Source organism: Herbaspirillum sp. AP02 (assembly GCF_015767275.1).
Lineage (GTDB): Bacteria > Pseudomonadota > Gammaproteobacteria > Burkholderiales > Burkholderiaceae_D > Herbaspirillum.
Window position 1 is genome coordinate 456448 of record NZ_JADWMY010000002.1, and the last position, 12094, is coordinate 468541.

General features: G+C 61.6%; 12 protein-coding genes. 9 read left to right on the forward strand and 3 right to left on the reverse strand.

Annotation, left to right across the window (positions count from 1 at the left end; genetic code table 11):
• Window positions 1–72: 72 nt before the first annotated feature.
• The 3 genes from I5R65_RS08065 to I5R65_RS08075 form a co-directional block, all read right to left on the reverse strand.
• Window positions 73–774, reverse strand: a complete 702-nt coding sequence (locus I5R65_RS08065) for a tetratricopeptide repeat protein (RefSeq protein WP_180666111.1) — start codon at window positions 772–774, stop codon at window positions 73–75.
• 38 nt (window positions 775–812) lie between these two features.
• Window positions 813–1190 carry a hypothetical protein gene (locus tag I5R65_RS08070; RefSeq protein ID WP_180665366.1) on the reverse strand — a complete coding sequence of 126 codons (378 nt, stop codon included), beginning with the start codon at window positions 1188–1190 and terminating at the stop codon, window positions 813–815.
• Window positions 1191–1528: 338 nt separating this feature from the next.
• The gene (locus I5R65_RS08075; protein WP_180666318.1) at window positions 1529–2287 is read right to left on the reverse strand and encodes a DeoR/GlpR family DNA-binding transcription regulator; all 759 of its coding nucleotides are present in this window, start codon (window positions 2285–2287) and stop codon (window positions 1529–1531) included.
• Window positions 2288–2488: 201 nt separating this feature from the next.
• On the opposite strand from I5R65_RS08075, the gene glpD reads away from it, so the two are divergent.
• From glpD to I5R65_RS08120, 9 genes are all read left to right on the forward strand, one after another.
• Window positions 2489–4021 (forward strand): glycerol-3-phosphate dehydrogenase, encoded by a 1533-nt coding sequence (gene glpD / locus I5R65_RS08080; protein WP_180666113.1) that lies wholly within the window; start codon window positions 2489–2491, stop codon window positions 4019–4021.
• A 50-nt stretch (window positions 4022–4071) separates the two neighbouring features.
• Window positions 4072–5172, forward strand: a complete 1101-nt coding sequence (locus I5R65_RS08085) for an ABC transporter ATP-binding protein (protein ID WP_180666115.1) — start codon at window positions 4072–4074, stop codon at window positions 5170–5172.
• Between the two features lies 1 nt (window position 5173).
• On the forward strand, window positions 5174–6262 hold the full coding sequence (locus tag I5R65_RS08090; RefSeq protein WP_180666117.1) for an ABC transporter ATP-binding protein: 1089 nt from the start codon (window positions 5174–5176) through the stop codon (window positions 6260–6262).
• 4 nt (window positions 6263–6266) lie between these two features.
• Complete coding sequence (locus I5R65_RS08095; RefSeq protein WP_006464946.1) at window positions 6267–7157, forward strand: carbohydrate ABC transporter permease; 891 nt, start codon at window positions 6267–6269, stop codon at window positions 7155–7157.
• Window positions 7150–7980, forward strand: a complete 831-nt coding sequence (locus I5R65_RS08100) for a carbohydrate ABC transporter permease (RefSeq protein WP_180666119.1) — start codon at window positions 7150–7152, stop codon at window positions 7978–7980. Before I5R65_RS08095 ends, I5R65_RS08100 begins: the two co-directional genes overlap by 8 nt.
• Window positions 7981–7982: 2 nt before the next feature.
• Window positions 7983–8267 carry a DUF2160 domain-containing protein gene (locus I5R65_RS08105; protein WP_180666121.1) on the forward strand — a complete coding sequence of 95 codons (285 nt, stop codon included), beginning with the start codon at window positions 7983–7985 and terminating at the stop codon, window positions 8265–8267.
• 109 nt (window positions 8268–8376) lie between these two features.
• A complete protein-coding gene (locus I5R65_RS08110) occupies window positions 8377–10125 on the forward strand; it encodes an ABC transporter substrate-binding protein (RefSeq protein ID WP_180666123.1) in 1749 nt (582 codons plus the stop codon).
• Window positions 10126–10305: 180 nt separating this feature from the next.
• Window positions 10306–11787 carry a glycerol kinase GlpK gene (gene glpK, locus I5R65_RS08115; protein ID WP_180666125.1) on the forward strand — a complete coding sequence of 494 codons (1482 nt, stop codon included), beginning with the start codon at window positions 10306–10308 and terminating at the stop codon, window positions 11785–11787.
• Between the two features lie 142 nt (window positions 11788–11929).
• Window positions 11930–12079 (forward strand): hypothetical protein, encoded by a 150-nt coding sequence (locus I5R65_RS08120; RefSeq protein ID WP_180666126.1) that lies wholly within the window; start codon window positions 11930–11932, stop codon window positions 12077–12079.
• The last annotated feature ends 15 nt before the right edge of the window (window positions 12080–12094 follow it).

Consider the following 12094-nt stretch of genomic DNA (forward strand, 5'->3'; position numbering starts at 1 on the left):
GCGGTCTCCAGTTAGAACCTTGAGCATTTCTTATGCGCAGGTTCGACCGGTACGTTGCCAATTGATGTCAGTTCATTGGGCTTTGGCAATCGATGCTGGGGACCAGGCGTTGCCCTGATCCCGGCACGAAGCGAGATCGTCTGGTGTCATGGAGCGCTCCAGTCTTGGCAGGATGTTAGCCAAATGGACCGAAAGCCGTCTCTCTCTTGGCCCAGCAAATCGCGACGCTCGGACAATCCATACGCAAGCCATGCGCGCATCTATCGTTCCAAGTTGTCCAGCACCGTACATATTGGCGATGTTCCACATTGCCTCGGCCCAGCCTAGGTCTGCAGCTCTGGAATAGAGTTCAAAACCTTTATTTCTGTCTTGCGGAACGCCGAGCCCCATATCGTAAAGATAAGCTGCGCTATTTGTTGCCTGGGCATGCCCTTGCAATGCTGCTTTCTCGTACCAGAAAAGTGCATCCCTGTACTCTTTTCCCTCCTGAAACATGCTTCCCAGACTGTTCTGCGCTTCGACATTACCCCCTTCGGCAGCCACGCGATACCACTTCATCGCGTTACTTCTATCTTGCGGCGCACCTTTGCCGGTATCGTAAGCCAGGGCAACCTGAATCTGCGCTTCAGCATCGCCCGCTTCGGCTTTGACGATCAGTGCCTTGGTTTCTTCAGAAAGGAACCAGTCTGCTGTGGCTGTCAGAGGAAATGCGCTAAGGGAAATGAGTAAAAGGAAGATCAGGTTTTTGTTCATTATTTTTACCATGGGTTTCATCCATATTTTCTAGTGTGTCTTGAGGGAGCGACTCCGGCTTATTCTGGACATTGCCAAGAACGGTTTTCTGAATTATCGGTTCTTGCCACTAAGGTCGGCGCCCTAGAAAAGATTCTCGCCTCATCTTTTCTAATGCCATAACGCTCCCTCCTGTCAGCCTCGATTTCGCCAATGCATCCGCGGTAGTCGCCATCACAATCGACGGGCAGCGGGTCACCGCTTTGATTTAATATTTCTTGGAATATACCGCAAATGTTCGGCATCTTAGGTGCCAACCACAACGCAACGGCGGATGCGACCCGAAAGCCAATAATGAGCACAGCTTTCTGATCGGAAAAGGAGAGGAAATACTTGGTACCAGCCGTCGCCAGAAGCTCGTAGAACGCCGCAGTTCTAAGCCCTCCAAATGCAGACATTCCAACCAGGTCCGGCTAAGTGAGTGGCACGAGCGTCTCTGGAGCAGGGACGCCCCACGAAGAACAATTCAAACCAAAAACTCAAGCTGGAATAGAGCGACTGCTTTCTCCAGCAATACCGCAGCGGCTAGATTCTTGTTTGGATCAATTCCCTGATATATGAGGCAAGGTCGTACTCACGATGACCCGCTTGATGCGGTTGAAAGAAGATCGTTGGGCAATTTCCGCAGCCGCATCGACCAACTTTTTGCGCAGAAAGGAGGGGCTTTAGTCCGTCCCTGCGGGCGCCAGCTCAGCCTCACCGGCCACAGGAGTTTCCGGATCGCCACTCTTTGCACTTACTTCGCGATCACCACTTCGACATCGGTCTCGGCCAGCAACTTGGCCAGTTCCGGCGGTGGTGGTGCATCGGTGAAGAGCACATCGATCTGCGACAGGTGCGCCATCTTCACCAGCGCCTGTCGGCCGAACTTGCTGGCGTCGGCCACCAGCCAGACCTGGCGTGACTGTTCGATGATGGTCTGGGCGACCTTGACCTCGCGGGCGTCGAAGTCGCGCAGCACGCCGTCCATCTCGATGCTGGAAATGCCGATGATGCCGATGTCCACCTTGAACTGGCGGATGAAATCGATGGTGGCTTCACCCACGATGCCGTGGTCACGTGCCCGCACTACGCCGCCGGCGATGATCACTTCCAGTTCGGGGTTGCTGGCCAGCGAACTGGCGACATTCAGGTTATTGGTGACCACATGCAGGTTCTTGTGCTGCTGCAAGGCGCGCGCAACCTCTTCCGTGGTGGTACCCAGGTTCAGGATCAGGGAGCAACCGTCCGGCACGCGGGCGGCCACCGTGCGGCCGATGCGGCGCTTGGCCTCGGCATGCATGACCTGGCGCTGCGGATAGGCGATGTTCTCGGTCGAGGACAGCAGGCCGACGCCACCGTGGTAGCGCGCCAGCAGGCTGTCGTCGACCATCGCCTTGACGTCGCGCCGCACGGTCTGGGTGGTCACGTTGAGCTGTTGCGCCAGCTCCTCCACCGAGATCGTGCCGTGCTTGCGCACGCATTCCAGCAGCGTTTGTTGCCTGGGATTGAGCATGGTGTCGTTGAAAAATGCGTAATGGTATTGATCAGATATGAACATTAAAAAACATAAACGAACTTAAAACAACAAATAATTGTTGATTTACTTTCGGGATGTCGCTTATCTTACTGTGCATTGCCAACTCCCGGGAATACGGGATTGGGTGCAGCAAACGCAGCAAAATGCGGAAAAGCGGAAAAATTGGAGAAGAGGCGAATGGCGCTCGAATACGATCTCTTGGTGGTAGGCGGTGGCATCAACGGCGCAGGCATTGCGCGGGATGCGGCCGGGCGCGGCCTGCGGGTGCTGCTGTGCGAACAGCATGACCTGGCCCAGCATACGTCCTCGTCCAGTACCAAGCTGATCCATGGCGGCCTGCGCTATCTGGAATATTACGAATTCAAGCTGGTGCGCAAGGCATTGCAGGAGCGTGAAGTACTGTTGCGCTCGGCGCCGCACATCATCTGGCCCCTGCGTTTCGTCATGCCGCACGATGCCAACCAGCGTCCGGCCTGGATGATCCGCGCCGGCCTGTTCATGTATGACTACCTGGCCAAGCGCGAGATATTGCCTGCTTCCGAGGGTGCCAACCTGACCCGCCACGTCGCCGGCCAGCCCTTGAAGGGCGACTATCGTCGTGGCTTCGTCTATTCCGATGGCTGGGTCGACGATGCGCGCCTGGTGGTGTTGAACGCGATGGACGCGCAAGAGCGCGGCGCCCGCATCCTCACCCGCACCAAGTGCATCAGCGCCCGGCGCGAAGGCGATATCTGGCATGCGGTGCTGGAACATCAGCATGCCAATGGCGTGCAGCAGGAAGAAGTACGCGCCCGCGCCATCGTCAACGCCGCCGGCCCGTGGGCCGCGCGCTTCGCCCAGGCGGTGCCGCAGGCCCGGACCGGGCGCAGCCTGCGCCTGATCAAGGGCAGCCACATCGTGGTCAAGCGCCTGTTCGACCATCCCTACGCCTACATCTTCCAGAACCCCGACAAGCGCATCATCTTCGCCATTCCCTACCAGGAAGAATTCACCCTCATCGGCACTACCGACCTCGAATACCACGGCGACGCCGGCAAGGTCGAGATCGATGCCGAAGAGATCGATTACCTGTGCGAAATGGCCAACCGCTACTTCAAGCGCCAGATCGGCCGTGACGACGTGGTCTGGACCTATTCGGGCGTGCGTCCATTGCTGGACGACAGCGCCGAGAACGCCTCGGCCATCACCCGCGACTACCTGCTGGAATGCGACGATGCCGGCGCGCCCATGTTGAATGTCTGGGGCGGCAAGATCACCACCTATCGCAAGCTGGCCGAAGAGGCGCTGGCGATGCTGGCGCCGCACCTGGGCGCTTCGACGCAGGCCTGGACGGCCGGTGCGCCGTTGCCCGGCGGTGACCTGGAACAGCCCGGCAAGATGGTGGCGCGTTATGACTTCGAGGCATTCCTGCGCCAGTTCCAGACACGTCATCCCTGGCTGCCGGCCGCGCTTGCGCATCGCTATGCACGCAGCTATGGTTCGCGCGTAGAGCAGATCATCGGACAGGCCGACAGCCTGGCCGCGCTGGGCGAGGAGCTGACCCCGGGCCTGTACGCGGCCGAGGCGCACTACCTGGTGCAACACGAATGGGCGCGTAGCGCCGACGATATCCTGTGGCGCCGCAGCAAGCTGGGCCTGCATTGCGGGCCACAGCACAGAGGACGCCTGGAGGCGTGGTTGGCGAGTCTGCCCGATCACGCCGCCAGCTGATCCCAGGTCGACGTCCACCATCAATCAAAAAAATGCAGTGAGGAGACAGCGTGACCCTGGAACTGAAACAAGTGGCCAAGACGGTCGGTGCCGAAACGCACCTCTATCCGCTTGACCTGAATCTCGCCAAAGGCGGCATCAACGTCCTGCTCGGCCCCACCCAGGCCGGCAAGACCTCGCTGATGCGCATCATCGCCGGGCTCGACAAGCCCACCGCCGGCCGCGTGCTGGTCGATGGCCAGGACGTTACTGGCGTGGGCGTGCGCGAGCGCAACCTGGCGATGGTCTATCAGCAATTCATCAACTATCCCGGCCTGACGGTGTTCGAGAACATCGCCGCGCCGCTGCGTCTGCAAAAGCAGGGCGAGCAGGAAATTACCCGGCGCGTCAACGAGATCGCCGACAAGCTGCACATCGCCCATCTGCTGCAACGCCTGCCGGGCGAACTCTCCGGCGGCCAGCAGCAGCGCACTGCGCTGGCGCGCGCGCTGATCAAGCGCGCCCCGCTGGTGCTGCTGGACGAGCCGCTGGTGAACCTGGACTACAAGCTGCGCGAGGAATTGCGCAGCGAACTGATCTCGCTCTTCGCCACCGGCGACACCACTGTGGTCTATGCCACCACCGAGCCGCAGGAAGCGCTGCTGCTGGGCGGCCATACCGCGGTGATGCACGAAGGCCGGTTGCTGCAATTCGCGCCGACCCTGGAACTGTTCAATTCGCCGGCCTCCACCCAGGTGGCGGCGATCTTCAATGATCCGCCGATGAACCTGCTGGATGCCACGGCCGTGGCCTCGGCCAATGGCGTGGCCGCCATCCGCATGAATGATGGCAGCCTGCTGGAGATTGCCGGTCGCGCGCTGACGCTGGCCGATGGTCAGCGCTGCAAGCTGGGCATCCGCTGCAACGACGTGCGCCTGCAGGCATTGGCCGCGCCGGGCGTGAGCCTGGGCTGCAGCGTCACCCTGGCCGAGCTGTCCGGTTCCGAGACCTACCTGCACCTGCGCCATGGCGAGGTGCCACTGGTGGCGCAGCTCTCGGGGGTGCACGACATTGCCATCGGCAGCACGGTGCAGGTCAGCATCGCCGCCGCCAAGGCTTTCCTGTTCGACACAGAGGGTCGCCTGTTGAGCGCCCCGTTGGAGACGCACTGACATGGCCCGCATCGAATTCAAGAACCTGGGCCATGCCTACGGCGGCAAGCCTGCCAGCCTCAAGGACTACGCCCTGCAACCGATGAACATGGTGTGGGAGGACGGCGGCGCCTATGCCTTGCTGGGGCCCTCCGGCTGCGGCAAGTCCACCCTGCTCAACATCATCTCGGGGCTGTTGCAGCCTTCCGAAGGACAGGTACTGTTCGACGACGTCGACATGACCCGCATGGCGACCCGCGATCGCAACATCGCCCAGGTGTTCCAGTTCCCGGTGCTCTACGACACCATGAGCGTGTTCGACAACCTGGCCTTCCCGCTGCGCAACCGCAAGATGCCTGAGCGCGAAGTGCAGGCGCGTGTGCGCGAGATCGCCGAGATGCTCGACCTCACCCGCGACCTCAAGCAGCGCGCTGCCGGCCTGTCGGCCGATGCCAAGCAGAAGATTTCGCTGGGTCGCGGCCTGGTGCGCAAGGACGTGGCCGCCATCCTGTTCGATGAACCGCTGACGGTGATCGATCCGCACATGAAGTGGGAACTGCGCCAGAAACTGAAGGAAATCCATCACCAGCTGAAGTTGACACTCATCTACGTCACCCACGACCAGGTCGAGGCGCTGACCTTCGCCGATGAAGTGGTGGTCATGACCGAAGGCAAGGTGGTGCAACAGGGCAAGCCGGAAGCGCTGTTCCTGCGTCCGGACCACACCTTCGTGGGTTACTTCATCGGCAGCCCCGGCATGAACTTCTGCCCGCTGCGCATCGAAGGCGACGCCGTGCTGCTGGGCCGGCAGCAAGTGCAGGTGGATGCGGCGCAGTTGCAGGCGCTGAAGAACAGCAGTGGCGAGCTGAAGCTGGGCATCCGTCCCGAGTTCGTCGAACTGGCAACCCCCGGCACGGCCGGTGCCATCAGCGCCGAGGTCACCCAGGTCCAGCATCTGGGCACCAGCCAGCTGGTGACGGCGCAGTTCGAGGGCATGAGCGTGAAGGCGCGCGTGGCGCCGGAGATGAAGATTGTCACCGGACCGCAATGGCTGCGACTGGCCAAGCCGGAGACGATCTACTTCAGCAATGACGAGAGAATAGGACGCTAAGCCCATGAACAAGCCCTACAACAACAAGGCCTGGTTCTTCATCCTTCCGGTCTTCCTGACGGTGGCCTTCTCGGCCATCATCCCGCTGATGACGGTGGTCAACTACTCGGTGCAGGACATCATCAGCCCCGAGCAGAAGGTCTTCGTCGGCCTGGAATGGTTCAAGGACGTCATGCGCGACAGCGAGCTGCATGCGGCCCTGCTGCGCCAGCTGATTTTTTCCTTCTGCGTGCTGCTGGTACAGATTCCGCTGGGCATCGGCCTGGCGCTGGCGATGCCGCACAAGGGCTGGAAATCCTCGGCCACGCTGGTGATCCTGGCCATGCCGCTGCTCATCCCATGGAACGTGGTCGGTACCATCTGGCAGATCTTCGGCCGCGCCGACATCGGCCTGGGTGGCTACGTGCTCAACCTGCTGGGCATCGGCTACAACTACGCCTCCAATCCGCTGGATGCCTGGCTGACCGTGCTGGTGATGGACGTCTGGCACTGGACACCGCTGGTGGCGCTGCTGGCCTTTGCCGGTCTGCGCTCGATTCCGGATGCCTACTACCAGGCCGCGCAGATCGATGGCGCCAGCCGCTGGGCGGTGTTCCGCTTCATCCAGCTGCCCAAGATGCGTGGTGTGCTGGTAATCGCGGTGCTGCTGCGCTTCATGGACAGTTTCATGATCTATACCGAGCCCTTTGTGCTCACCGGTGGCGGCCCCGGCAACTCCACCACGTTCCTGAGCCAGTACCTCACGCAGAAAGCCGTGGGCCAGTTCGACCTCGGTCCGGCCGCCGCCTTCTCGCTGATCTACTTCCTCATCATCCTGCTGTTGTCCTTCGTGCTCTACAACTGGATGCAGAGCGCCGGCAACAACGCCAATGCTTCGGGTGGCCAACATGAATAAAATCCAGGGAAAAAACCAGGACAAGACCTTCACCCGCGTGCTGGTGATGCTGGTCTACATCGCCTTCACGCTGATCCCGCTGTACTGGCTGCTGAATACCTCGCTGAAGACCAACGAGGAAACCCTGTCGGTGTTCACCCTCTGGCCCAACGCGCCCACTCTGGACAACTACAAGGTGATCTTCACCGATCCCTCGTGGTATTCGGGTTACATCAACTCCATCATCTACGTGGCCATGAACACGGTCATGTCGCTGCTGGTGGCCTTGCCGGCGGCATATGCCTTCTCGCGCTATCGCTTCCTGGGCGACAAGCACATGTTCTTCTGGTTGCTGACCAACCGCATGACGCCGCCGGCGGTGTTCCTGCTGCCGTTCTTCCAGCTCTATTCCACCATCGGCCTGTCCGACACCCACATCGCGGTGGCGCTGGCGCACATGCTCTTCAACGTGCCGCTGGCGGTGTGGATCCTGGAGGGTTTCATGTCGGGCGTGCCGCGCGAGATCGACGAGACCGCCTATATCGACGGCTTCTCCTTCCCGCGCTTCTTCCTGCGCATCTTCCTGCCGCTGATCAAGTCCGGCGTGGGCGTGACGGCCTTCTTCTGCTTCATGTTCAGCTGGGTGGAGTTGCTGCTGGCCCGTACCCTGACCTCGGTCAACGCCAAGCCGATCAGCGCCATCATGACCCGCACCGCCTCGGCGGCGGGCATGGACTGGGGCATCCTGGCGGCGGCCGGCGTGTTGACGATTGTTCCTGGCGCCCTGGTGATCTGGTTCGTGCGCAACCACATCGCCAAGGGCTTCGCGATGGGGAGAGTGTGATCATGGTAAATGCATTTTCGTGGATGTCGTGGACGCCACCGGTGGCGATCTTCTTCGCTTGCGTGGCGCTCATGCTGGTGGGCATGACGGTGTGGGAAGTACGTTCCCCCACCATCGAGCGCAAGGGTTTCCTGCCCATGCGCACGACCCGGGGCGACCGCCTCTTCATCGGTCTGCTGGCCGCGGCCTACATCAACCTGGCCTGGGTCGCACTGACCGACCTGGACCAGTGGTACGCGGCAGTGTTGGGTCTGCTTGCCCTGGTGCTGATCATGCGCAAGGGCTGAGCCAGGTTTTCCAGAAAGCAGCAGGCAACAGATCTGTAATCGGAACGGACGTCCGGGGATACTCCTTCCCTACCCGGCACGCCAATTCAGGGGAAGGTGACGAGGAGACATGATGCAGAACATGCGGAAAATCAAATTAACCGTGCTGGTGGCCGCCATGGCGATGGCCGGTATCGCCGGCAATGCCTGGGCCGACATCAAGGCGGCCGAGAAGTGGGTGGATTCGGAATTCCAGCCCAGCACGCTGTCGCGCCAGCAGCAGGTCAGCGAGATGCAATGGTTCATCGACGCTGCCGCCAAGCTCAAGGCCAAGGGCGTCAAGGAAATCCACGTGGTCTCCGAGACCCTGGACACCCACGCCTATGAATCCAAGACCCTGGCCAAGGCCTTCGAGGAAATCACCGGCATCAAGGTCATCCACGACGTGATCCAGGAAGGCGACGTGGTCGAGAAGATGCAGACCTCGCTGCAATCCGGCAAGTCCATCTACGACGGCTGGGTCAACGACTCCGACCTGATCGGCACCCACTACCGCAACGGCCAGACCGTGGTGCTGACCGACTACATGGCCGGCCCCGGCAAGGAATACACCAACCCCGGCCTGGACCTGAAGGATTTCATCGGTACCAGCTTCACCACCGCGCCGGACGGCAAGCTCTACCAGTTGCCCGACCAGCAGTTCGCCAACCTGTACTGGTTCCGTGCCGACTGGTTCGCGCGCAAGGACCTGCAGGACAAGTTCAAGGCCAAGTACGGCTATGAACTGGGCGTGCCGCAGAACTGGTCGGCCTATGAAGACATCGCGGCCTTCTTCACCAACGACGTGAAGGAACTCGATGGCAAGAAGATCTACGGTCACATGGACTACGGCAAGAAGGACCCCTCGCTGGGCTGGCGCTTCACCGATGCCTGGCTGTCGATGGCCGGCGCCGCCGACAAGGGCCTGCCCAACGGCTTGCCGGTGGACGAGTGGGGCATCCGCGTGGCGGATGACAAGTGCACCCCGGTGGGCGCATCGGTGGCACGCGGCGGCGCGACCAACTCGCCGGCAGCGGTCTATGCCCTGACCAAGTACCTGGACTGGATGAAGAAGTATGCCCCGCCTGAAGCGCTGGGCATGACCTTCTCCGAAGCCGGTCCGGTGCCCGCGCAAGGTCACATCGCGCAACAGATCTTCTGGTACAGCGCCTTTACCGCCAGCATGACCAAGCAGGGCCTGCCGGTGGTCAACACCGATGGCTCGCCCAAGTGGCGCATGGCCCCCGGCCCGCATGGCCCGTACTGGAAGGATGGCATGCAGAACGGTTACCAGGACGTAGGCTCGTGGACCTTCCTCAAGAGCACTCCACCGGACCAGATGGCTGCGGCCTGGCTGTATGCACAATTCACCACGGCCAAGACCGTCTCGCTGAAGAAGTCCATCGTCGGCGTGACCTTCATCCGTGACTCCGACATCCGCTCCGACTACTTCACCAAGAACGCGGCCAAGTACGGCGGCCTGATCGAGTTCTATCGCAGCCCGGCGCGGGTGGCTTGGACCCCGACCGGGACCAACGTGCCCGACTATCCGAAGATGGCGCAGCTCTGGTGGAAGAACATCTCCTCGGCCATCTCCGGCGAGAAGACCCCGCAAGGTGCGATGGACAACCTGGCCGACGAGATGGACGGTATCATGGCCCGCCTGCAACGCGCCGGCATGAAGCAGTGCGCGCCCAAGCTGAACCCGAAGAAGGACCCGGCCTCCTGGCTGTCCGACAAGGGGGCGCCGTGGGCCAAGCTGGCCAACGAAAAGCCCAAGGGCGAGACCATCCCCTACGACAAGCTGCTGCAGGCCTGGAAGGATGGCCGCGTACGCTGATGCAGTCTGATCGTGCAATCTGATCCGCATCACGCGTAGGATGACGCCATCCCGGCTTGTGTCGGGATGGCGTCTTCGTGTTTCTGGCGTCCCGTTTTTTCAGCTTGTCTGATTCAGTTTTTCCGTTTTCAAGGCTTCATTTTCAACCCGCCGTTTTCAGTACGTCAGCAAGGAACCAGCATGGCCTATCTGCTCGCCCTCGACCAGGGAACCTCCAGCTCGCGCAGCATCATCTTCGACCAGAGCGGCACCATCGTGGCCACCGCCCAGCAGGAATTCCCGCAGATCTTTCCCCAGCCGGGCTGGGTCGAACACGACCCCATGGACCTGTGGCAAAGCCAGTTGCAGACGGCGCAGAAGGTGCTGGCGCAAAGTGGCATCAAGGCCAGTGAACTGACTGCCCTGGGTATCACCAACCAGCGCGAAACCACCGTGGTGTGGGAGCGCGCCACCGGCAAGCCGGTCTACAACGCCGTGGTGTGGCAGGACCGGCGCGCCGAGGTAGTGTGCGCGGCGCTGCGCGAACGCGGCCTGGGCGAAGCCATCCAGAAGAAGACTGGACTGGTGCTCGACCCTTATTTCTCGGGCACCAAGCTGCGCTGGATCCTCGATAACGTGGCCGGCCTGCGCGAGCGCGCCGAGCGTGGCGAACTGTTGTTCGGCACGGTCGACTCCTGGCTGGTGTGGAACCTGACCGGCGGCCGCCTGCATGTGAGCGATGTTTCCAATGCTTCGCGCACCATGCTGTGGAACATCCATACCGGTACCTGGGACGAGGAACTGCTGCAGTGGCTCGGCATCCCGGCATCGATGCTGCCGCAGGTGCATGCCTCGGCCCATGTCTATGGCGAGATCGATGCGCAACACCTGGGCGCAGCGGTCAAGATCGGCGGCATCGCCGGTGACCAGCAGTCGGCCCTGTTCGGGCAGGCCTGCGTGCGTCCCGGCATGGCCAAGAATACCTATGGCACCGGTTGCTTCATGTTGCTGCATACCGGCGACCAGTGCGCGACCTCGCACAATGGCCTGATCAGCACCGCCGCCTGCCAGGTCGATGAGAGGAAACAATATGCGCTGGAAGGCAGCGTCTTCATCGGTGGCGCCGTGGTGCAGTGGTTGCGCGATGGCTTGAAAGCCATCAAGACCTCCACCGATGTCGAAGGACTGGCCTGCTCGGTGGAGGATTCGGGCGGCGTGGTGTTCGTGCCGTCCTTCACCGGACTGGGTGCACCCTACTGGAACCCGTCGGCCAAGGGTGCCATCGTGGGCCTGAGCCGGGGCAGTACGGTGGCGCATATCGCCCGCGCGGCGCTGGAGTCGATCGCCTTCCAGAGCACGGCCCTGCTCAATGCGATGGTGCGGGATGCGGTCTCGCCCATCACCGAACTGCGCGTCGATGGCGGGGCCGCGGCCAACAACCTGCTGCTGCAGTTCCAGGCCGATCTGCTGGGCATTCCCGTGATCCGCCCGCAGGTCACCGAGACCACGGCGCTGGGTGCGGCCTATCTGGCCGGCGTGGCCACCGGGGTGTATCGGGATCTGTCGGAGTTGTCTGCGCAGTGGCGCATGGAGCGCACCTTCGAGCCGCGCTTCACGCGTGAGCAGGCGCAGGAAAGAATCCACGCCTGGGAAGCGGCGATCCGCCAGGTCAGCGCGGCGTGACCGGATGACGGAGAGGGCGGGGCGGGGAATGTTGCAATTGAAATCCAGGCCCCGCCATCTGACATCGAATCGATACGATGGCCTTGCATGATGTTCTCAAGCCCGGTGCAATCAGGTACCGGGCTTCTCAAGGAGAATGATCATGGAAGCCATCCTGCTGGACGTCATGCACCTCGCCACTGGCCTTTTCGATGCCGCCTCCACCCTGGTGATGGCCTGCGATATCGGCGTGCCCGATGCCTCGCATGAGGCCCACGGCCGCCATTTCATGGCAGCACTGGGCATGGCCTGAGCCGAGAAGGAAGGT

What these genes read in the sequence shown, in the direction of transcription:
- I5R65_RS08065 (WP_180666111.1), bottom strand. Translation starts at nt 774, where the DNA reads ATGAAACCCATGGTAAAAATAATGAACAAAAACCTGATCTTCCTTTTA.
- I5R65_RS08070 (WP_180665366.1), bottom strand. Translation starts at nt 1,190, where the DNA reads ATGTCTGCATTTGGAGGGCTTAGAACTGCGGCGTTCTACGAGCTTCTG.
- I5R65_RS08075 (WP_180666318.1), bottom strand. Translation starts at nt 2,287, where the DNA reads ATGCTCAATCCCAGGCAACAAACGCTGCTGGAATGCGTGCGCAAGCAC.
- glpD (WP_180666113.1), top strand. Translation starts at nt 2,489, where the DNA reads ATGGCGCTCGAATACGATCTCTTGGTGGTAGGCGGTGGCATCAACGGC.
- I5R65_RS08090 (WP_180666117.1), top strand. Translation starts at nt 5,174, where the DNA reads ATGGCCCGCATCGAATTCAAGAACCTGGGCCATGCCTACGGCGGCAAG.
- I5R65_RS08095 (WP_006464946.1), top strand. Translation starts at nt 6,267, where the DNA reads ATGAACAAGCCCTACAACAACAAGGCCTGGTTCTTCATCCTTCCGGTC.
- I5R65_RS08100 (WP_180666119.1), top strand. Translation starts at nt 7,150, where the DNA reads ATGAATAAAATCCAGGGAAAAAACCAGGACAAGACCTTCACCCGCGTG.
- I5R65_RS08105 (WP_180666121.1), top strand. Translation starts at nt 7,983, where the DNA reads ATGGTAAATGCATTTTCGTGGATGTCGTGGACGCCACCGGTGGCGATC.
- I5R65_RS08110 (WP_180666123.1), top strand. Translation starts at nt 8,377, where the DNA reads ATGATGCAGAACATGCGGAAAATCAAATTAACCGTGCTGGTGGCCGCC.
- glpK (WP_180666125.1), top strand. Translation starts at nt 10,306, where the DNA reads ATGGCCTATCTGCTCGCCCTCGACCAGGGAACCTCCAGCTCGCGCAGC.
- I5R65_RS08120 (WP_180666126.1), top strand. Translation starts at nt 11,930, where the DNA reads ATGGAAGCCATCCTGCTGGACGTCATGCACCTCGCCACTGGCCTTTTC.